The sequence below is a fragment of the Paracoccus binzhouensis genome, assembly GCF_016446475.1.
GTDB classification, from domain to species: Bacteria; Pseudomonadota; Alphaproteobacteria; order Rhodobacterales; family Rhodobacteraceae; genus Paracoccus; species Paracoccus binzhouensis.
Genome location: NZ_JAEHFP010000010.1, coordinates 39490 through 60411 on the forward strand (window position 1 = coordinate 39490; position 20922 = coordinate 60411).

At 63.6% G+C, this 20922-nt stretch carries 18 protein-coding genes; 14 read left to right on the top strand and 4 right to left on the bottom strand.

The window, feature by feature from the left end; translation table 11 throughout:
• The first annotated feature begins 10 nt into the window (after positions 1-10).
• The 13 genes from I9P22_RS04885 to I9P22_RS04945 all read left to right on the top strand — a co-directional run bounded on the left by I9P22_RS04885 (position 11) and on the right by I9P22_RS04945 (position 12285).
• Positions 11-1996, top strand: coding sequence for a conjugal transfer protein TraG (locus tag I9P22_RS04885; RefSeq protein WP_199258241.1), 1986 nt, complete (start codon positions 11-13; stop codon positions 1994-1996).
• Positions 1996-2439 (top strand): ribbon-helix-helix domain-containing protein, encoded by a 444-nt coding sequence (locus tag I9P22_RS04890; protein ID WP_199258242.1) that lies wholly within the window; start codon positions 1996-1998, stop codon positions 2437-2439. Before I9P22_RS04885 ends, I9P22_RS04890 begins: the two co-directional genes overlap by 1 nt.
• Positions 2440-2653: 214 nt before the next feature.
• The gene (gene trbB / locus I9P22_RS04895) at positions 2654-3586 is read left to right on the top strand and encodes a P-type conjugative transfer ATPase TrbB (RefSeq protein ID WP_456299608.1); all 933 of its coding nucleotides are present in this window, start codon (positions 2654-2656) and stop codon (positions 3584-3586) included.
• Complete coding sequence (locus I9P22_RS04900) at positions 3583-3915, top strand: TrbC/VirB2 family protein (protein WP_173933166.1); 333 nt, start codon at positions 3583-3585, stop codon at positions 3913-3915. The genes trbB and I9P22_RS04900 overlap by 4 nt, the downstream gene beginning before the upstream one ends.
• Positions 3915-4196, top strand: coding sequence for a VirB3 family type IV secretion system protein (locus I9P22_RS04905; protein ID WP_012112716.1), 282 nt, complete (start codon positions 3915-3917; stop codon positions 4194-4196). The genes I9P22_RS04900 and I9P22_RS04905 overlap by 1 nt, the downstream gene beginning before the upstream one ends.
• Before the next feature lie 10 nt (positions 4197-4206).
• Positions 4207-6723: a conjugal transfer protein TrbE gene (gene trbE / locus I9P22_RS04910; protein WP_233253223.1), complete on the top strand. Its 2517-nt coding sequence runs from the start codon at positions 4207-4209 to the stop codon at positions 6721-6723.
• 38 nt (positions 6724-6761) lie between these two features.
• Positions 6762-7526, top strand: a complete 765-nt coding sequence (gene trbJ, locus I9P22_RS04915; protein WP_199258258.1) for a P-type conjugative transfer protein TrbJ — start codon at positions 6762-6764, stop codon at positions 7524-7526.
• Positions 7527-7543: 17 nt separating this feature from the next.
• On the top strand, positions 7544-7831 hold the full coding sequence (gene trbK-alt / locus I9P22_RS04920) for a putative entry exclusion protein TrbK-alt (protein WP_173933162.1): 288 nt from the start codon (positions 7544-7546) through the stop codon (positions 7829-7831).
• A gap of 3 nt (positions 7832-7834) precedes the next feature.
• Entirely contained in the window at positions 7835-9196 is a 1362-nt protein-coding gene (gene trbL / locus I9P22_RS04925) for a P-type conjugative transfer protein TrbL (protein ID WP_199258244.1), read from the top strand.
• Entirely contained in the window at positions 9193-9882 is a 690-nt protein-coding gene (gene trbF / locus I9P22_RS04930; RefSeq protein ID WP_012112711.1) for a conjugal transfer protein TrbF, read from the top strand. Before trbL ends, trbF begins: the two co-directional genes overlap by 4 nt.
• A complete protein-coding gene (gene trbG, locus I9P22_RS04935; RefSeq protein ID WP_199258245.1) occupies positions 9879-10895 on the top strand; it encodes a P-type conjugative transfer protein TrbG in 1017 nt (338 codons plus the stop codon). The genes trbF and trbG overlap by 4 nt, the downstream gene beginning before the upstream one ends.
• Positions 10892-12049, top strand: coding sequence for a TrbI/VirB10 family protein (locus tag I9P22_RS04940; protein ID WP_199258246.1), 1158 nt, complete (start codon positions 10892-10894; stop codon positions 12047-12049). Before trbG ends, I9P22_RS04940 begins: the two co-directional genes overlap by 4 nt.
• A 2-nt stretch (positions 12050-12051) precedes the next feature.
• Positions 12052-12285: a DUF2274 domain-containing protein gene (locus I9P22_RS04945; RefSeq protein ID WP_199258247.1), complete on the top strand. Its 234-nt coding sequence runs from the start codon at positions 12052-12054 to the stop codon at positions 12283-12285.
• A gap of 6 nt (positions 12286-12291) precedes the next feature.
• On the opposite strand, the gene I9P22_RS04950 is transcribed toward I9P22_RS04945, so the two are convergent.
• On the bottom strand, positions 12292-12912 hold the full coding sequence (locus I9P22_RS04950; protein WP_199258248.1) for a TetR/AcrR family transcriptional regulator: 621 nt from the start codon (positions 12910-12912) through the stop codon (positions 12292-12294).
• Between the two features lie 334 nt (positions 12913-13246).
• On the opposite strand from I9P22_RS04950, the gene I9P22_RS04955 reads away from it, so the two are divergent.
• Positions 13247-14239: a LysR family transcriptional regulator gene (locus I9P22_RS04955; RefSeq protein ID WP_332909003.1), complete on the top strand. Its 993-nt coding sequence runs from the start codon at positions 13247-13249 to the stop codon at positions 14237-14239.
• 37 nt (positions 14240-14276) lie between these two features.
• Here I9P22_RS04955 and I9P22_RS04960 read toward each other — a convergent pair whose 3' ends face one another.
• The 3 genes from I9P22_RS04960 to I9P22_RS04970 are packed head-to-tail and all read right to left on the bottom strand — an operon-like array spanning position 14277 to position 20920.
• Complete coding sequence (locus I9P22_RS04960) at positions 14277-17573, bottom strand: DUF499 domain-containing protein (protein ID WP_199258249.1); 3297 nt, start codon at positions 17571-17573, stop codon at positions 14277-14279.
• Between the two features lie 12 nt (positions 17574-17585).
• Complete coding sequence (locus I9P22_RS04965; RefSeq protein ID WP_199258250.1) at positions 17586-20492, bottom strand: DUF1156 domain-containing protein; 2907 nt, start codon at positions 20490-20492, stop codon at positions 17586-17588.
• Positions 20489-20920, bottom strand: a complete 432-nt coding sequence (locus tag I9P22_RS04970; RefSeq protein ID WP_199258251.1) for a hypothetical protein — start codon at positions 20918-20920, stop codon at positions 20489-20491. The genes I9P22_RS04965 and I9P22_RS04970 overlap by 4 nt, the downstream gene beginning before the upstream one ends.
• Positions 20921-20922 lie beyond the last annotated feature (2 nt).

Consider the following 20922-nt stretch of genomic DNA (forward strand, 5'->3'; position numbering starts at 1 on the left):
AGGAACCACCATGTCCGCGACGAAAATTCTCTGGGGCCAGATCATCACCGTCTTTCTGATCGTCCTCGTCACGACATGGACGGCGACACAATACGTGGCATGGGAGCTTGGGTTTCAGGCGCAGCTCGGGTCGCCATGGTTCCGGGTCGGCGGTTGGCCGGTCTATTATCCGCCCGCGATCTTCTGGTGGTGGTATTTCTATGAAGCTTATGCGCCGGGTATCTTTGCCACGGGTGGGATGATCGCGGCATCGGGCGGATTCATCGCCATTGCCGTCGCGATTGGTATGTCGGTCTGGCGAGCGCGGGAAGCACGGAACGCGGAAACCTATGGTTCCGCCCGATGGGCGCGACCCGATGAAGTCAAGGCCGCGGGACTCCTCGATCCCGATGGCGTCGTGCTCGGGCGCTTCGATCGCGCCTATCTTCGTCACGACGGGCCGGAGCATGTCCTGTGTTTCGCGCCGACACGGTCTGGCAAAGGCGTCGGCCTGGTGGTGCCCACGCTCCTGACCTGGCCAGGGTCGGCGATCGTCCATGACATCAAGGGTGAGAACTGGCAGCTCACAGCGGGCTTTCGCGCCCGGCACGGCAGGGTGCTTCTGTTCGATCCGACCAATCCGGATTCGTCGGCCTATAATCCGCTGCTCGAGGTTCGGCGCGGTGAATGGGAGGTCCGCGACGTCCAGAACATCGCCGACATCCTGGTCGATCCCGAAGGCAGTCTTGAGCGGCGCAATCACTGGGAAAAGACCAGTCATGCCTTGCTGGTCGGGGCCATCCTGCATGTCCTTTACGCCGAACCCGACAAGACCCTTGCTGGCGTGGCCTCGTTCCTGTCCGACCCCAGGCGCACGATCGAAGCGACACTCGATGCGATGATGAAGACCGCGCATCTCGGTGAAGGCGGCCCGCATCCTGTCATTGCAAGCGCAGCGCGCGAACTCCTGAACAAATCCGACAATGAGCGCTCGGGCGTGCTCTCCACCGCCATGTCGTTCCTCGGTCTCTATCGCGATCCCGTCGTCGCCGAGGTGACGCGCCGCTGTGACTGGCGCATCGCCGACCTGGTGGCGGGCGAAATGCCCACGACGCTCTACCTCGTCGTGCCGCCGTCCGACATCAATAGGACGAAGCCCCTTGTCCGCCTCATCCTCAATCAGGTCGGGCGCCGTCTGACCGAAGATTTGCAGACCGAGGCAGGTCGGCACCGGCTCCTGCTCATGCTCGACGAGTTTCCTGCTCTCGGTCGGCTCGACTTCTTCGAGAGCGCCCTGGCCTTCATGGCGGGCTACGGTCTCAAGAGCTTCCTGATCGCCCAGTCTCTGAACCAGATCGAGAAAGCCTACGGCCCGAACAATTCGATACTCGACAATTGCCATGTGCGCGTGAGCTTCGCCACCAACGACGAGCGAACAGCCAAGCGCGTGTCCGATGCGCTCGGCACGGCCACCGAAATGAAGGCAATGAAGAACTATGCCGGCCACAGGCTTTCGCCCTGGCTCGGGCACCTGATGGTCTCCCGCTCCGAGACGGCGCGCCAGTTGCTCACGCCCGGTGAAATCATGCAGCTTCCGCCCTCCGACGAGATAGTCATGCTGGCAGGCACCCCGCCGATCCGCGCGAAGAAGGCCCGCTATTTCGAGGATGTGCGCTTCAAGGAGCGTGTCCTCGCTCCCCCGGAAATGGTCCGATCCGACAATCCACAGTCCGACGACTGGAGCGCCTTGCCGGTGCCGCTGCGTCCGCTGTTCGATACGGCCACGAAGACGTCCGGCGATCCGGATGAAGATCCGACCGGCTCCGAGCGCCGGCATCAGCCGGAGTTGAGCCACGCCAATCCGATCGAGAAGAGGAAGCCAATCGAGAACGAGTTCGATCCACCTGATGAGGACGGTGAGGACGATGCAACCCGCAGCCGGCGCCTCACGCAGGTGATGGGGCTGAACGTGGCGCGTCAGGTGAGCATGGATCCCGGTGACGGGATGGACCTCTGATGGCCAAGACCGCACGCAAGAAGAAATCTCCGGTCTCCGTCTATCTCGACCCCGAGATCATGGCGATGTTGGCGGAATTCGCTGCGCGCCGTGGTCAGTCCCGATCGATGATCGCGGAAGCCGCGATCGCGTCCTTTCTGTCGCCGGATGCCGACGAACGTCGTGAAGCGGCCATCGTCAAGCGGCTCGACCAGATCGACCGGCGCATTTCAAGGCTGGAGCGCGATGTCGGGATCTCGGTCGAAACCCTGGCGGTTTTCGTGCGCTTCTGGCTCACCAGCACGCCAGCGCTGCCCGAGCCGGCGGCACAGGCGGCGCGGGCGAAGGCGAGCGAACGCTATGAAGCATTCGTCGGTGCGCTCGGGCGCCGCCTTGCGGCGGGACCGCAGCTCCGGCAGGAGATCAGCGAAGATGTCAGCCCCGCGCGATCGGAACCATCATAGGGGCCGTGCAGCGAGCCGACGGTGCCGGGCAATCCCGCCGATTTCCTGTATTTGCACGCTACAGTACTACTCCGAAAGACAGTTGTTGAATCCACCCGAATTCGGGTTCTTTTAATCGTCCCCGTCGGGGCAGGACCGAATTGTTCCCGGCCAGAACGGGGACAAGATGGCGGCTTCACATAACAATCCAGAAGGACGCGCGCGCAGTTCGCGCATGCTGCGCACCGCGCTCGGAGCCGCCATCGCCCGCTTTCTGGACGACCCTGCGGTCGTCGAGGTCATGCTCAATCCCGATGGCCGCATCTGGGTGGACCGGTTGTCCGAGGGCCTTGGCGATACAGGGGAGATTCTGCCCGCAGCCGATGGTGAACGCATCGTGCGGCTCGTCGCCCATCATGTCGGTGCCGAGGTGCATGCCGGGGCGCCGCGGGTTTCCGCCGAGCTGCCGGAGACCGGCGAACGCTTCGAAGGCTTGCTGCCGCCTGTCGTCGCCGCGCCTGCCTTCGCCATCCGCAAGCCAGCGGTCGCGGTGTTCACGCTCGACGACTATGTCGCTGCCGGCATCATGACACCCGAACAGAGCGCGACATTGCGCGAGGCCGTGGCGGCGCGCGCCAATATTCTCGTCGCGGGCGGCACTTCGACTGGCAAGACGACCCTGACCAACGCTCTTCTTGCCGAGGTGTCCAACAGCTCGGACCGCGTCGTCATCATCGAGGACACGCGCGAGTTGCAATGCGCCGCGCCCAACCTCGTCGCCATGCGCACGAAAGACGGCGTGGCGACTCTCTCCGACCTCGTCCGTTCCTCTCTGCGGCTTCGCCCGGACCGCATCCCCGTTGGCGAGGTGCGCGGCGCCGAAGCGCTCGACCTGCTCAAGGCCTGGGGGACGGGACATCCGGGCGGCATCGGCACGATCCATGCCGGCTCCGGCATCGGCGCGCTGCGCCGCCTCGAACAACTCATCCAGGAAGCCGTCATCACCGTGCCGCGCGCCCTGATCGCCGAGACGATCGATCTGGTCGCCGTCCTCGCCGGGCGCGGGTCCGCGCGAAGGCTTGTCGAACTCGCGCGCGTCGATGGGCTCGGTCCTGACGGCGACTACCGCATCACCCCCGCAACCAGTTCAGAAGGGAAGCCCGAATGATCCGTCACGCCTTGCGCATTCGCCGTCACATCGCGACAGCCGCGGCCGTCACCTATGTCAGCCTGTTCATGGCCCCGGCCGCGCATGCGTCCGGTTCATCCATGCCCTGGGAGGCCCCGCTCCAGAGCATTCTCGAATCGATCGAGGGACCGGTCGCGAAGATCATCGCCGTCATCATCATCATCGTCACCGGCCTTACGCTGGCCTTCGGCGACACCTCCGGCGGCTTCCGACGGCTGATCCAGATCGTCTTCGGCATCTCCATCGCCTTCGCTGCATCCAGCTTCTTTCTGTCCTTTTTCTCGTTTGGCGGCGGAGCGCTCATCTGATGGCGGCTGTTCTCGAACAGCTCGATGCCGTGCCGGGCTTCACCATCCCGGTTCACAGGGCGCTGACCGAACACATCCTGCTGGGCGGCGCTCCCCGTTCCATTGCGATCCTGAATGGAACGCTCGCCGGGGCGGTGGGCCTCGGCCTGCGCCTCTGGCTGGTCGGTCTGGCGATCTGGGCGGTGGGACATTTCGTGGCGGTTTGGGCGGCAAAACGCGACCCGCTCTTCGTCGAAGTCGGCCGCCGGCATCTGCGTATCCCGGCTTTCCTGGCGGTGTGAGGGCGCGGCGATGATGAACCTGGCCGAATACCGCCGCACCGCCACTCGCCTGGCAGACTATTTGCCCTGGGCCGCATTGGCCGGCTCCGGCGTGGTGCTGAACAAGGATGGCAGCTTCCAGAGAACGGCGAAGTTTCGCGGGCCGGATCTGGATTCGTCGGTCGCCGCCGAACTGGTCGCCGTGGCTGGCCGCATCAACAATGCCCTCCGTCGTCTCGGCTCCGGCTGGTCGATCTTTGTCGAGGCTCAGCGCAGCGAGGCCGCGACCTATCCCGAAAGCCTGTTTCCCGACCCGGCATCGGCCTTGGTCGACGCCGAGCGCAGGGCGGCATTCGAGGAGGCCGGCGTGCATTTCGTGTCGGGTTACTTCCTCACATTCCTCTGGCTGCCGCCGGCCGAGGAATCCGCGCGTGCCGAGACCTGGCTCTATGAGGGCCGCGAGCAATCGGGCGTGAACCCCTGGGAACTGCAGCGCGGCTTCGTGGATCGGACCGACCGCGTTCTGGCCCTACTCGACGGCTTCATGCCTGAATGCCGTTGGCTCGATGACCCAGAGACGCTCACCTATCTCCACTCGACGATCTCCACCAACCGGCATCGCGTACGCGTGCCGGAGGTGCCGATGCATCTCGATGCGCTGCTTGCCGACCAGCCGCTGACCTGCGGGCTGGAGCCGCGCCTCGGCGATCAGCATCTGCGTGTCCTCACCATCATCGGCTTCCCCACCGCCACGACGCCCGGCCTGCTGGATGAAATGAACCGGCTGGCATTTCCCTATCGCTGGAGCACGCGGGCGATCCTCCTCGACAAGCTCGCGGCGACAAGGCTGCTCACCAAAATCCGCCGGCAATGGTTTGCCAAGCGAAAGTCGATCGCCGCGATCGTCAAGGAGGTGATGACCAACGAGCAATCCGCGCTGGTCGACACCGATGCGGCCAACAAGGCCGCCGACGCCGATATGGCCCTGCAGGAACTCGGGCAGGACATGGCGGGCATGGCCTATGTCACGGCCACGATCACGGTCTGGGATGCCGATCCGCGCATCGCCGACGAAAAGCTGCGGCTTGCCGAGAAGGTCGTTCAGGGCCGCGACTTCACGGCGATGGCCGAGACTGTCAATGCCGTCGACGCCTGGCTCGGCTCTCTGCCTGGTCATGCCTATGCCAATGTCCGGCAGCCGCCAATCTCGACGCTCAATCTTGCCCACATGATTCCCCTGAGTGCTGTGTGGGCGGGGCCGGAACGAAACGACCATCTCGGTGCGCCCCCCTTGTTCTACGGCAAGACCGAGGGAAGTACGCCGTTCCGGCTTTCCCTCCATATCGGGGATGTCGGCCACACGCTTGTCGTCGGCCCGACCGGCGCGGGCAAATCGGTGTTGCTGGCGCTGATGGCGCTCCAGTTCCGCCGTTACGCGAGAGCCCAGGTCTTCGCCTTCGACTTCGGCGGCTCCATTCGGGCCGCGGCGCTCGCCATGGGCGGGAACTGGCACGATCTGGGCGGCGGATTGACCGAAGGGTCGGAGGCCTTGGTGTCGCTGCAACCGCTCGCCCGCATCGACGACGCCTATGAGCGTTCCTGGGCTGCCGAATGGATCGGCGCCATCCTGGCGCGCGAGGGTGTCGCCGTCACGCCGGAGGTGAAGGAACACATCTGGACGGCACTGTCCTCGCTCGCGTCCGCGCCCCCAGGGGAGCGCACCATCACCGGCCTCGCCGTGCTGCTGCAATCCAATGACCTCAAACAGGCGCTGCGACCCTATTGTGTCGGCGGTCCCTATGGCCGGTTGCTCGATGCCGAGACCGAGCACCTCGGCTCTGCCGACGTGCAGGCGTTCGAAATCGAGGGGCTGGTCGGAACGGGGGCGGCGCCTGCGGTCCTGTCCTACCTGTTCCATCGGATCGGCGACCGGCTCGATGGCCGCCCGACGCTGCTCATCATCGACGAGGGCTGGCTCGCCCTCGACGATGACGGTTTCTCCGGCCAGCTCCGCGAATGGCTGAAAACGCTCCGCAAGAAGAACGCCTCGGTCATTTTCGCCACGCAGAGCCTGTCGGACATTGATGGCAGCGCGATCGCGCCCGCCATCATCGAGAGCTGCCCGACGCGGCTGCTCCTGCCGAACGAGCGCGCGATCGAGCCGCAGATCACGGCCATCTATCGCCGCTTCGGTCTCAACGATCGCCAGATCGAGATCCTCGCACGGGCGACACCCAAGCGGGACTATTACTGCCAGTCGAGACGCGGCAACCGGCTGTTCGAGCTGGGCCTCAGCGAAGTCGGACTCGCGCTCTGCGCCGCGTCTTCCAAATCCGATCAGGCCGCCATCGAGCGCGTCCACGCCGAGCATGGGGCCGACGGCTTCCTTGCCGCCTGGCTGCGCCATCGCGGCGTGGACTGGGCCGCCGACCTGATCCCCGGCCTCCCCAATCTCGTCCCGGGGCCACCTTCGGGCCCGGAGGATGAGCCGGCACCAGGCATCTCGAGCCAAGCCGGGCCCCAAGACGAATTCTCAATCGATGAATAGTTCAACCAAGAGGAGATCGACCTGTGACCTTTCCCAAAATGCACCGTTTCACGCGTGTCTCGCTGCTCGCCCTGGCGCTTGCGACGCCGCTTGCGCCGGTGCTTACCACACCCGCACACGCCTTTTTCGGCGGGTTCGGCCGCATCGTCTACGATCCGACCAATCATGCCGAAAACCTGCTGACAGCCGCTCGATCCCTGGAGCAGATCAACAATCAGATCGCCCAGCTTCAGAACGAAGCGCAGATGCTGATCAACCAGGCCCGCAATCTGGCGAGCCTGCCGTTCTCCTCGCTCCAGCAGCTTCAGCAAAACATCCAGCGCACCCAGCAGCTCTTGAGCCAGGCCCAGAGCATCGCATTCGACGTCCAGCAGATCGACCGGATGTTCCAGGAGGACTACGGCAAGCTGTCGATCTCGGCCACCGACGCGCAGCTGATCGCCGATGCCCGTTCGCGCTGGGAAAACACCGTGGGCGGGTTGCAGGACGCCATGCGCGTCCAGGCCGGCGTGGTCGGCAATATCGACAGCAATCGCAGCGCGATGTCCGCGCTGGTCGATCAGAGCCAGAATGCGGTCGGTGCGCTGCAAGCGACGCAGGCGGGTAACCAGCTTCTCGCACTGCAATCCCAACAGCTTTCGGACCTCATCGCGGTGATCTCCGCCAATGGCCGCGCCACAGCCATGCTCGAGGCCGACCGGGCGACAGCCGCCGAACAAGGCCGCATCCAGCGCGAGCGCTTTCTGACACCTGGCTCGGGCTATCAGCCTGGCAATGCGCAGATGTTCAACCGCGGTAACTGATCCCGGGAGGGTTTCCCATGGATGGGAAAATGCTGGCCCGGATCGGGGCGATCATATTCATCGCCATAGCGATCACCGCCACGGTGATCGAGATGACCCGGGAAGAGGAACCGGCGCGGGTGAGATCCGCGCCGGAGCTCCAGCCCGAGGCGGATCCTCTGCGCCTGACGCTTCGGCGATGCCAGCGACTCGGAGAAGCCGCCACCAGCGACGCCGAGTGTCTTTCGGCCTGGGCAGAGTCCCGCGACCGCTTCCTTGGCCGTTCTCCGGCGCCCGCCGCCCCGGCAGTCGAAGGGGAGCGATGAGCCGTGGGCGGGATGGGGGTCATCGACAATTTTCTCGGCGTCTTCACGAGCTATATCGACAGCGGATTCGGGTTGCTCGGCGGCGAAGTCGCCTTCATCGCGACTACGCTGATCGTCATCGATGTGACGCTCGCGGCACTGTTCTGGAGCTGGGGTGCCGACGATGACATCATCGCTAGGCTGGTGAAGAAGACCCTCTTCGTTGGTGTCTTCGCCTACCTGATCGGCAACTGGAACAATCTCGCGAAGATCGTTTTCGACAGCTTTGCGGGTCTCGGCCTGCAGGCCTCGGGCACGAGCTTTTCCGCGGCCGATCTGATGCGCCCGGGCCGCGTCGCACAAACCGGCCTCGATGCAGGCCGACCGCTGCTCGATGCGATCTCGGATCTGATGGGTTTCGTTTCCTTCTTCGAGAACTTCATCCAGATCGCCTGCCTGCTGTTCGCCTGGGCGCTGGTGCTGCTCGCCTTCTTCATCCTTGCCATCCAGCTCTTCGTCACGCTGATCGAGTTCAAGCTGACGACGCTTGCAGGGTTCGTCCTCATTCCCTTCGGTCTGTTCGGCAAGACCGCCTTCATGGCCGAGCGTGTGCTCGGCAATGTCGTCTCCTCTGGCATAAAGGTGCTCGTCCTCGCCGTGATCATCGGCATCGGCTCGACGCTGTTTTCCCAGTTTACCGCAGGCTTTGGTGGCACGACCCCGACCATCGATGACGCCATGGCGATCGTGCTGGCCGCACTTTCCCTTCTCGGCCTCGGCATCTTCGGCCCCGGTATCGCCTCGGGCCTCGTGTCGGGCGGGCCGCAGCTCGGCGCCGGCTCGGCTGTCGGAACCGGGCTTGCCGCCGGTGGCATGGTCCTGGCGGGCGGCGCCGCCGCAGGCATGGCCGCAAGGGGAGGCGCGGCCGCCCTGTCGGGAGGAGCCGCGGCCGTCCGTGGTGGCGCGACCGCCGCGGGAGGCGCCACAGCCGCCTATAGCGTCGGATCGCTGGGCCAGTCCGGTGCGGCAGGTGTCGTCTCCGGTGTTGGAGGTGTCGCCCGGGCAGCCGGTTCCGCCGCCGCCTCGCCGCTGAAACGCGCCGCCTCCAGGGCAAACGAGAGCGTCAGGTCCAGTTTCTCCGATGGTGTTCGCGCCGGGTTCGGCGCGACAGGCGGGTCATCGTCCATGGGCACCGTCGGCGGCGCAGGCGATGCCGCCGCCCCATTGGCCTCGGCCTCCGCTGGCGGTCCTCCGGCATGGGCGCAGCAGATGCAGCGCCGACAAGCGCTTGGCCACGGCACGACCATGGCGGGCCATGCCGTGCGCTCCGGCGACAGCCACGGCTCCGGCTCTTCCGTCAATCTTTCCGAAAGCGACCGCTCATGAATCTGTTCAAACGATCATCGACACATTACGGCAAAACACCCGAACCCGAGACGCCTTACCAGAAGGCCGCGCAGGTCTGGGACGAGCGCATCGGCTCGGCTCGCGTTCAGGCAAGGAACTGGCGTTACATGGCCTTCGGCTCGCTGGTCCTCTCGGCCGGCTTCGCCGCCGCCCTGGTCTGGCAGTCGGCGCAGGGGACGATCGTGCCCTGGGTGGTGCAGGTGGACAATCTCGGTCAGGCGCAGACGGTAGCGCCCGCAACCGCGGACTACCGCCCGACCGACCCGCAAATCGCCTGGCATCTCGGCCGCTTCATCGAGCAGGTGCGGGCCATTCCGGCCGACGCAATCATTGTCCGCCAGAACTGGCTGCGCGCCTATGAATGGACGACCGACCGGGGAGCGGCGGCGCTCAACGACTATGCCCGTGCGAATGACCCCTTCACGCGCGTTGGTCGCCAGCAGGTGGCGGTCGAGGTCTCCTCGGTGATCCGGGCGTCACCGGACTCCTTCCGCGTCGCCTGGACCGAACGCCAATACGAGAACGGCCAACTCTCCACCACCGAGCGCTGGACCGCGATCCTGACCATCGTGATCCAGACGCCGCGCGACGCCGAACGGCTGCGTGCCAATCCGCTCGGCATTTACGTCAACGCCATCAACTGGTCGCGGGAGATGAGCCAATGACCCGCACGCGGATCCGTAAGTCCGGCTTTCCGGCTCTCCGCAACCCCGCGACCGTGGCCTTGCTGGCCGCGACGGCGCTGGCTGGATGTGCCACCAATCGGGTTCCTCAGTTCAGTTACGATGCCGACGTCCCGCCGCTCCCTGTGGCGCAGGCACCTGTCACCGACGACCGGCCGCGTCCGCTGCACACGCCTCCCTCCTGGAACGTCGCGCGGGGCGGTGCAGCCGCAGGCACGCCGGCGGGACGGGTGGAGAACGCCAATGCCGCCGCCCGCGTCGAACCGCGCCGCGAGGGCTATTACAACGCCATCCAGATTTACCCGTGGTCCGAGGGCGCCCTCTATCAGGTCTATGCGGCGCCGGGGCAGATCACCAATATCGCCCTGGAGCCAGGTGAGGGCCTCACTGGCGCCGGTCCGATCGCGGCGGGCGATACCGCACGATGGATCATCGGTGATACCGAGAGCGGAAGCGGTGCGCACCGGCGCGTTCATGTGCTGGTGAAGCCGACGCGGCCGGACATCTCGACGAATCTGGTCATCACCACGGATCGCCGCATCTACATGATCGAGCTGCGCGCCCGCGAGGAGCTCTACATGCCTGCCGTCGCTTGGGCCTATCCCGCGCCGCCGGCGGGGCAGCGTCAGTCGGTCCCGGCCGCGCCCGTCATCCCGGCCGAGGCCTCGCGCAACTATCGCTATGGTCTGACCGGCGACAGCCCGCCGTGGCGGCCGATCTCGGTCTTCGACGATGGCCGGCGCGTCTACGTCGTTTTCCCGCGCGGCATCGTCCAGGGCGAGATGCCGCCGATCTTTGTGCTCGGCTCGGATGGTGAGCCACAGATCGTCAACAGCCGCATCCACCAGAACATCCTGATCGTCGACCGCCTGTTCGGCGCGGCCGAGCTGCGCCTCGGAAGCGGTGAGCGCCAGCAGACTGTCCGGATCGTCCGGATCGAACAGCGGCAGGCGGCCGCCCGACCGGCCCGCGCGACCGGAGGCGCCTCATCATGACCGAGGAAGCAACCACCACGACAACCACGAGCGCGGCAACGGCCACACCCATGCGCTTGCGCGCAGATCCGCCGCGCGTGACGCGGCTTTCCCGCAAGATGCTTGCCGGTGTCGGCGCCGTCGCGTTGCTCGGGATCGGCGGAGCGCTCATCTATGCGCTCCAGACCCGGGACGCAGGGCAGGGCGGCGAAGAACTCTATTCAACCGAGAACCGTCCCACGGCCGATGGCCTGTCCGGCCTGCCGAGGGACTATACCGGCCCGGTCCTTGGACCACCTTTGCCAGGTGATCTCGGCGGCCCGATCCTTGATGCGCAAAACCGGGGACAGCCGGTCGCACCACCTGTCGTGGCGGCGCCGGCCGTCGACCCGGAGGAGCAGCGCCGGCTTGCCGAGGAAGAGGCGGCGCGCCTCAGCCGCGTTTTCTTCCAAACCGCTCCGGGCACGGCAATTGCCACCGGAGGTCCGGGTCTGGCCGGTCTCGACCTTGGCTCGCAAACCGGCGAGACGGCCGGACAGGATCGGCACACGGCTTTCCTCAACGGCCCTGTGGATCGCCAGATTGTTGCGCTCGATCGCATCGTGCCGCCGGCATCGCCCTACATCCTTCAGGCGGGAGCTGTTATCCCGGCCGCGATGATCACCGGCATCCGGTCCGATCTGCCCGGACAGATCACCGCACAGGTTACGGAAAACGTCTATGACAGCCCGACCGGATCGCTGCTCCTCATCCCGCAAGGCACGAGGATTATCGGGCAATACGATGCCGGCGTGACCTTCGGCCAGCGCCGTGTCCTGCTCGTCTGGAATCGTCTGATCCTGCCCAACGGCCGCTCGGTCGTGCTCGAACGCCAGCCCGGCGCGGATGCCAGCGGTTATGCCGGTCTCGAGGATGGAGTCGACTATCATTGGTGGGATCTGATGAAGGCTGCGGGCCTCTCCACGCTGCTCGCGGTCGGCACGGAACTCGCCACCAGTGACGAAGATCGGTTGATCCGCGCCATCCGCGACGGGGCGCAGGACACCATCAACCAGGCGGGTCAGCAGATCATCCAGCGCCAGTTGCAGGTTGCGCCGACGCTCACCGTTCGGCCGGGCTTCCCGGTCAGGGTGATCGTCACCCGCGACCTCGTTCTCGAACCCTACAGGAGTTGACCATGGCGAAGCTGAAACTCGGACCCATCGTCGAGGACAGACCGGTCAAGGTGACGGTGGAACTGCCCGGACCGCTTCATCGCGACCTCGTCGCCTATTCCGAGGTCCTGGCGTGCGAGTCCGGTCAGCCCGCCACAGACCCGGCCAAGCTGATCGTGCCGATGCTGGAGCGGTTCATCGCCACCGACCGGGGTTTCGCGAAGGAGAAGCGCAGCAGGTCGGGCGGCCACCAATGACCTGTACTACCTGCGATCAGGAGCGGTGGCCGCGATGATCTCGAGAAGCGTATCAATGACGACGATCGCCGCGTCGAACCGGGCTTCGTCACCCGGCGCTCGGTTCTGCAGCGCAAGGGTGACCGCGCCGTGAACTGCTGCCCAGTAGGTGAAAGCGTACCGGTTCGGGTCCATTCCGGGGAGAAAGCCCCGCTTCTGGCAGGCCTTAATCGCCTTCACAGCCAGTTCCAGCACGGACGCTCCGGCATCGGACGAAAGTGGATCCTGGTCCGCGGCGACGCCCGGCGGTGGAGAAAACATCAGGCGGTATAGCGTCGGATTGTTGAAGGCGAACTGGACATAGGCGCGGGTGCCTTCACGCAGATATGCGAGCGGATCGGAGCGCAAGCGCTTCGAAAGCGCAAGCTTCTCCTCATAAAGCCGCCGGAATCCAGCATCGTGCACCGCCCGCAGCAATGCGTCCTTGTTGCGGAAATGCCCGTAGAGAGCGGGCGCGGTACAGCCGACCGCCTCGGCGACCGCCGCCAGCGGCACATCGAAATCGTCCCTCTCGCCAAGGAGCCGGATGGTCTCCTCGACCGCTCTTCGGGAAATGTCGAGCGCGTCTTCCTTCTTCGGGCGGGCCATCAGTACTGCCCGCGCTGCGGTCGCACTGCCCCGGGTGCCGACTGCGGTTCCAAGGACCAGGGCATCATCGTTTCGGAAGGCACATTGCTTCTCTCCTGCTGGCGGACGGCTGACCGGAGTTTACTTAATGCCATTAATTTTCCGTTGACGTTGGCAATGTCAATCTGCACGATACCGCTAACTGAATATTGTTAAGTTTCTTGCGTGGGCGAAATATGACGACACGACGCAGGGAAAACCGCGCGGCAGGAGCATCAAGCGGCTTCGAGGGTAGGGCGCGACCATCCTGCCCGATGGATGGCATTGGCCGCAACCCTCGGGCAGACGGGAACCTGTGATCGTGGATGGGGCGGAAAATATCGTTCCGCGTCCGAGCGACAATGCTCCAGATGAAATCCTGATACCCGAGCTGCCGCGCAGCCGCATCAAGCTCCAACACCTCCGTTATTTCGTGGCGGCGGCAGAGCACGGCAGCTTCCGAAAAGCGGGCCGAGCACTCGATATCGAAGAGTCGGCCATCAGCCGCCGCATTCGCGACATGGAAGATGAACTCGGCGCGTCCCTGTTTCAGCGTCATGCGGGCGGAGTTCGCTTGACGCTTGCCGGCCAGCGGTTTCTGAAGCCAGCGAGAACGGCGCTCCGGCATATCGACGCAGGCGCCAGTGAAGTCGCTGCGGTTGGCCGGTCCGAGGAGGGACACGTCCGGGTCGGCGTCTTCTCGTCGCTTGCGTCCGGCTTCCTGTTCGACCTGCTGCGACGGTTCGGTAAACTCCATCCGAATGTCCGGGTCGATCCCATCGAGGGAAACCCGGCGGAGCACGTCGCTGCCGTCCGGACATTGAAACTCGACGTGGCCTTTATAACGGGCACGAAGACCTGGGACGGCTGTGAGACCGAGCATCTGTGGTACGAGAGGGTCTTCGTCGTGTTGCCCGACGATCATCCCCTGGCAAACAAGGTCGAACTCGGATGGCCGGACCTGGTGTCGGAGCGGTTCATCGTGAGCGATGTTGCCCCGGGCCAGGAAATCCACGACTACCTGGTTGCACACCTTGCAGACCTCGGCAGCCATCCTGAGATTCACCCCCAACAGGTCGGACGCGACAACATCCTTTCCCTGGTTGCCGTAGGTCGCGGCCTCACGCTGACGAGCGAGGCTACGACCGTCGCGCAGTTTCCTGGCATCGCTTATCGGCAACTCGCTGGTGAGGTATTGCCGTTCAGCATGGTCTGGTCCGCCCGAAACGATAACCCCGCATGCCGACGGCTGCTGAGTCTGGCGCGCACCCTGGGCCACACGCCAAGGGTATCTCACCCGCCGGCCTGACATCGGTGACGGACAGACCACGCCGCGGTCCGCCTGGCTATTCGACCGACTTTTCGACAAATCCGAGAGTGTTGGCGTTTTCGACGAGCGTTCGTACTTTGGCGCGGTCGAGACCGGAGGGAACTTCGGCCTCGATTTCGAGCCTGAGCTTCACATCGCTTCCGGGCAGTATCGTGAGCTGCTCGACAATGGCCTCGACGATCTGATGCATGTCTCTCGCCGGTCTCTCGGCGGAAATCATCACCATACCGGTAAATCGGGTCGGCTTCCGTTCGGCGGGAGTCGGCTCGGATGTGCCGCCACTGGGCTGCTCGCCCGGAACCGGCGTTCCGTCCCCCGGCTCCGCGGGAGTGCCCGCCGGCCCCGGCTGAACGGGTGTCGGACGATGCGCCTCCGCGACGTCCGGCTTTACGATGACGCTATCGCTATCGATGACAACAACGGCGTTGCCGGCGCGCTCAATTGCCAGACCCAGATAGCTGTCCGCCTTCTCATCCCATCGTTCGGCATATGCGAAGGGGCCAGGAATCATGGCGCTAACGGCCGCTTGCACGGCTTTGACCAGGACGTCCTGGTTCTTCACGCGCGGGAGATAGATGTGGCGGTTGAGGTACTCCCGCAGGTCTTTCAGAGAGAGGTGCGGCTTGCCATTCCAGATGTATTTCTGGAGATCGCGATCAAGCCGCGCTGGCCCCAACTCGGTCAGCAGACCTTCCTCCGCCACGAGCTTCTTGCTCGCGCGCGCCAGCAGCCCATCCTGCGCCGGAATCTTGCCGGAAGCCCACTCTACATCGGCCTGAGCACTCTCCTGCACTGGATAATGCAGGTAGCACCACGCCTCCTTGAGGCGGGTTTTCATCGTCTCGTTCGATTCAGCCAGCTTGGCCTTTGCGAGCGCGCTGTCGCTCTGGGTGAGGTTGAGCCGTTCGGTGTCACGAACGATCTCACCCCATGCCAGGGAGGCGCGCACGGCGTCCTTCAGGTTGTCGAGCTGACGGGCATCCGCAGCGATGAACACCAGCATGTTGCGATAGACGCGCGGCGTGCTGCCGCGCTGCATCAGGATGTCCTTCGCCTCGATCAGGGCGTCGGAGCCGTCACGGCCATTGTGCGGGTGCGCCACGCCGAGCACAACTGCTCGCACTCCGCCAGCTTCGTCAGGCACCTCGGCCGAGGAGGCAGGGGCTACCTGCACGGCGTCGAAATGCCCGCGATCTGCAAGGCCATTGACATATTTTCCGAGCTCGGTGTCGATCGTGACGTCGACAAGAGCAGCCTCTACCTGGGCTGCCTTGTCTGCCGCAATGCGGTTGAGGCTCGCCGACATCGAGTACCAGTACCGGCCAAGATCGGCGTGCATGAACTTGGCCTGGTTGGTCAGCCGCCGGAGCGCATCGCCGAAGATTGCCGGGCGCTCTCCGGGCTGCACGACGCCGAGATTGATCTGCTTGTCGTCCAGGCCGGTGTTCTGCTGCTGGTGTGTCGGCGCCGTTCCCATAAAGATCGCGCGGGCAACTCGCCGCGTGGCCGAGTAGCGATTCAGGTTCGGGGCCGACTGATCGATCTTGTAGGGCGTGGATGCCGTGCCATCGACATCGCCGGCGATGATCGATTGCCAGCTCACGTCCAGATAGTGGAGCAGTTCGGGTTCTACGCGTGGCGAACTCACCGCCACGCTGCCGGGCATGATCATCACCGACGGGTCGCCGCTCATCCACAGCTCGTGGATGGCCTGCGCCATCAGGCGCAGTACGCCGCGTGTGCGCTGGAATTTTTCGAGCGAGCCCCAGCTCGTGTAGAGCTGATCGAACAGTTCGGGATGGATCGGATAGGCCTTCTCCAGCTTGCGCCGGTAGTCCTCATCCGAGCAGCCTTGCGGGAAGTCGTTGGCATTTTCGCGATAGAGCTTGGCGAACTGCTTCAGCGTGTTGTCGCGATGGTGGAACTTGTCGCCGGGAATTTCCTTGAACAGCCGCCGACGGACGATCTCGTAACTCTCCTCCTGGCTCGCGGGCCGCCACGAGGATTCGACCCGGCTGAAGGTCTGCTTGAGGCGGGCGAGCGCTTCCTGACCGCCTTCGCCGCCTACCTCGATCTGCGACGCTGGCAATGATGCGACCAATAGGGTCTGGGGGCTGGCCTTGACGGCCTCGGTAAGTGACTGGACGAAGGACAGGTTTGCGTCGAACGAACCGGAGGGCAGCCCGTCAACCCTGTAGATCTGCCGCAGGTACGCAACCCATTCGTCGATCAGGACAAGGCACGGCGCATACTTCTTAAAGATCGCCTCGAGCAGGTTCGAACCGGGCGCAATACCGCTGGCATCGTTCTCCGCGACCATGTCGAAGGCCTCTGCGCCCCCAAGCTGCCAGGCGAGTTCGCCCCAGGTCGTGCGGATCTTGCGACCACCTTCGGCGTTGAGCACATCCTGTGGTCCACGCGACGTTCCAACGAGCACCGCACGATTGATGCCACCGGGCACGCTCAACCCATTCTGATCCAGCAGTCGGTCCAGTCCCGACAGGTCCTGAACCGGTGTACCACCCGCCATATGATAGAGGGCCAGCATAGAGTGCGTCTTGCCGCCGCCGAAGTTGGTTTGCAGTTCAACGACCGGATCGCCGCCGCTGCCCGATAGCCGCTTGGCCGCGCCTACCAGGAGCGTACTAAGACCCTCCGTCAGATAGGTCCGGCTGAAAAACTGCTTCGGATCGCGATATTCGGCCGGGGCGCTCCCCGCATGGACCTTGGCGAGGTCGGCAGCGAACTCGGCTTGCTGGAACTCGCCGGTGGCCACGTCAGGATGGGGCTCGACAATCTCGCGCCACGGCAGCAGACCGGCCACAGTCTCGACGGAGATTTCGAGGCGCTGGGTCTTCCGCCGCTCCTCGTTGCGCTGAAGCTCGGTGAACTTCGTACGCAGGATTGTATCCCGCATCTTGGAAAGCTGCTCGGCGACTTCGCCGGCGCTAATTGCTTCCATCAGCCGGCGCATGGAATCGAGCGCACGCTCGGCGTCGTCGTAGGTGAAGTTTTCATTGTGCGAGAGCTTGTTGCGAACTTCGAGCAGCTCGGACACATATGACCGTTCAGGATGCCCGAGGACGGTCGCGAAGGCGTCCCTCCAGAAGGCCATCATCGCCTTCAGCAATCCCTGCTGATCCCAGGCGACTTCACCGGCTGAATTTGGCCGCAAGCCCTGGACACGCTGGACCACTTCCACTTGCCAGTGACCCGTGATCGAACTTTCCAGCCGCTTTTCGACGAAGGGAATGAGCGCCGATGGCAGCAGCTCCATTCCCTCGAATACGTATTGGCGTGTACTCTTGGCCACGTCCGTTCCCCCTTAGATGTCCAGCCGGATCTGGCGATCGCCGATCGTGTCGTGGATTGACGCCGCCTGCCGGGTCAGTTCCGCCCAGTCGGCGATCAACGCGTTGTAGGCCGTAGCCTCCTTCGCATCTTTCCGCTTGTTGGCGCTGATGTCGTACAGGCAGTAGGCGAGATCCTTCACCGCCTCGGCCCTGGTGTTGATCTTTTTCAAGAGAACGGCCGTATCGTGAGATATCCCGTCCTTCTCATGCTGTCGGACGAGATGCTGGAGGCACTCCCACACTGTGAGATGGCGGTCCTCCTCCGGCTCCCAATCGTCGTCGAGTTCATCGCGGCCGAGGATGCGGACCTTGCCGGCGGCGCTTTCGACGATGCCGGCGTGCTTGACGCTCTCGACCGAGATGCCGCGCGCGCGGGCGAGGTTGTCGGCGATACCGTAATCCCCTTTGCCGTTCCCGTTCTGCTCGAACCAGGTGATGGCAAAACGGGTGTCGGCGTCGAACTCACCCTGAATGCCGCCGAGATACTCGTCGAGTTCCCGATTGATGAGTTGGAGCGCGGTTTTCACGCTCATTGGGCTGTCATCAGATTCCAGCACGGCCTTGTAGCGCGAGAAGACGCCCATGCCGGGGCCGATGGCTGATTGCGGCATGTCGGCCGGGGCGATGTTGGCGGCCTGAAGCTCGGCGATGGCCGGGGGCAGTTCGCGTTTCAGGGCGCGGATGAACTCCGCGCGGGTGATGGTGTCGGCGGCTGCGTCCTTTTTGCGGCAGACGAGTACGACTGAGTTAGCAAGGGCATTTGTCCCAACCGCGATCATCCGTCCCGGTTTTTCTGTACGGAGCGGCCAGGTTCCCACCACGGAGTAACCAGCATCCATCACCGATTGAACAAAGGTCGCCCAACCTGTTGAGCTGACGCCCTCTTGCTCAATCTCACTCTGCTTGAACGCGTAGTATATCGTCGCTGGAAAGGCACCACTTCCAGCCTCCGCCATTCGGGCGATGGCGCGACTCATTCCATCAAGAAAGAAGTCGTCAGCGGCCTCCTTTCCTCCATGGCGATAGGGGGTCGCCACCAGTTCCTCCGCCTTTGGCGTCGTTATAAGAGAAAACAGCTCGGGATAGATGCTTCGCAATGCCGGCTTCATCCAGCAGAAGAAAAAGTCAGACAAGTCGGCGTAGCCAATATTGTCGTAGTATGGCGGGTCCGTGGAGATTGCGGTACTTGAAGGATACTCGACGCCTTGCGCATCATTCTGTGTGATCGCAGACTTCTCGTCTGTTGCTCCGAGCACCTCAAATCCTTTCACCATTCTTGTGAAGAGGCTGTGGTAACTCCCGCTGGACTCACTGAACACGTTTACCTCGGCAAAATCCCATGTCATTGGCAGAGATTGACGAGAAAACGTGGATCTCATCTGCTGGTTGGGACTGTTCCATCCGCAAATAGTTGAGCAGTGGTTGGCGACTTGGCCAACCAGAAATCCAAGATAGATACTCACGGCTTCGGCGTATGCCAGTGCGCCTTTGCCTCCATCCCGAAGTGGCGTGCCGTCAGCCGGCAGCCCAGAGGACGCTGCGTCGTATTCTATTTTCGCGCGTGCTTCATGTACCAAGTCGCTCAACGTATTCAACGCGACAAGTTGCCGGCTAGTGAATAAATCGCCGAAGTTTGTAAGGCCGTAGTCTACCGTCCAGAAGTTCCGTGGATCATTCGGCAACGCCGCTTCAGGTCTCCAGTTGGACTCAGCGGAAACGGCGATAGCGACCTGGTCGTCTGTTGGAGCTGCGTAAGCACGCCCACGCTTGCCTTCAGCCACGATGGCGAGAAGAGTCGCCCCCATTCGCCCATTTTTGCCCATGCGCTTGACATAGTCCGGTGTGATCGCAGTGTCCGACATCAGGCAACGGAAGTTCGCACCACGTCCCGCTTTTGTGCCATTTTTTGCTTCCGCAATCTCAGCCTTTGTCCCGTTTCGTCGAATGCCGTATGCGATCGTCTTGGTTGACCGGTCGACAATTGGCTCGACCCAAGCTTCTTTTCCCGGTTTTGAGCTCAGCAGGAAACTGGATGCAATCGGCACCTGCACATCAGAAAAGGCCGGGTCCGGGCTTGGCACGGTCCGCGCCCAGATCCAGGCAATTACCGTTGCTTTGTCCCCGCCATACGCGTTCGGCAGGTCCACCTGCGGGTAGAGATGCCCGATTCGCTCCCATGCCTTCTCGCGCATCCATTCGCCGTAGAATTTCAAATCCTCGGCAAGCCCTTCCGCATTGCGGTAGAACGACCGGTCCTTGATACCGGGGTGGATGGGGGGCGCGTCCTTGAACTTCGGCGGGACCTCGATCATCGCCTTGCCGATCATCACCGCCACCGGGTTCAGGTCGGACCCATAGGCGGGCAAGCCTAGCCGCTGCGCCTCCAGCGGGATCGACCCGCCGCCTGAGAACGGGTCATAGACCGGCGGCAGTTCGCCTCCACAACTGCGCCGGATCTCGGCGCGCGCACGCTCCAGCACTTCCTCGTTGGTCGAGTTCTCCCACTTTACCAGGTCCCCTATGATGGCGAAGAGCCGTCTGCGTTCGATTTCGACTGCCGCGTCCTCTAGTGTTGGCTCCGGCGCATTCGCCGCCGCCCCCTGCGCCGACGCTTTGCTCATCTCCCAGGCGCGGAGCCGTGCGGGCAGCTCCGCCTCGGCCTGAGCACGCAGCTTCGGATCGGTCATCAGCTCGTCCACTCGCGACGAAGGATCGTCCACCAGCTGCGCAAACAGTACCGCCCGGCACGCGGCGAGCGGCCGCCGAGCCCACCAGAGGTGCAGGGTGGAGGGATGCCCATGCCGGATTGACTTCTCGCGCGCCGACGCCGCGTTGATCGCCTCGAGCGGGATTGCGACTTCGATGAGTTTCTTTTTCATTTTCCTAGTTCATCTAGCTTGGAGGCATCGTCTTCGTCGATCTGCACGAAGTTCTGCGGTGGATGGAAGTTAAAGATCCGTCGGACGTCTGACACAGTAAGCGGCAAAGCAAATAGATTCGGCTGACCTAGCTTGAAGACACCGACAGACTCGGCACCCGCAAGATATTCTGCCAAATCTCGCCTATCGATAGCGCCCTCCTTCGTCATACCAAGTGCGGTATTTGTCTCAACGCGCTCCAGACTGGATACTTCTGCCCAGCCAATTATCGAACTTGTAGGTGCCCCGACATAGAAATAGACGCGACTTGGCTTTTCTCGGGGAAATCTCTTACGAAAGAACGCTTTGACTCTTCCCTCTACAATCGGCTCAAGCCACTTCCCCTTGAATGAATAGATGACGCTGTGATTTTGATTCGTTGTACTCATCA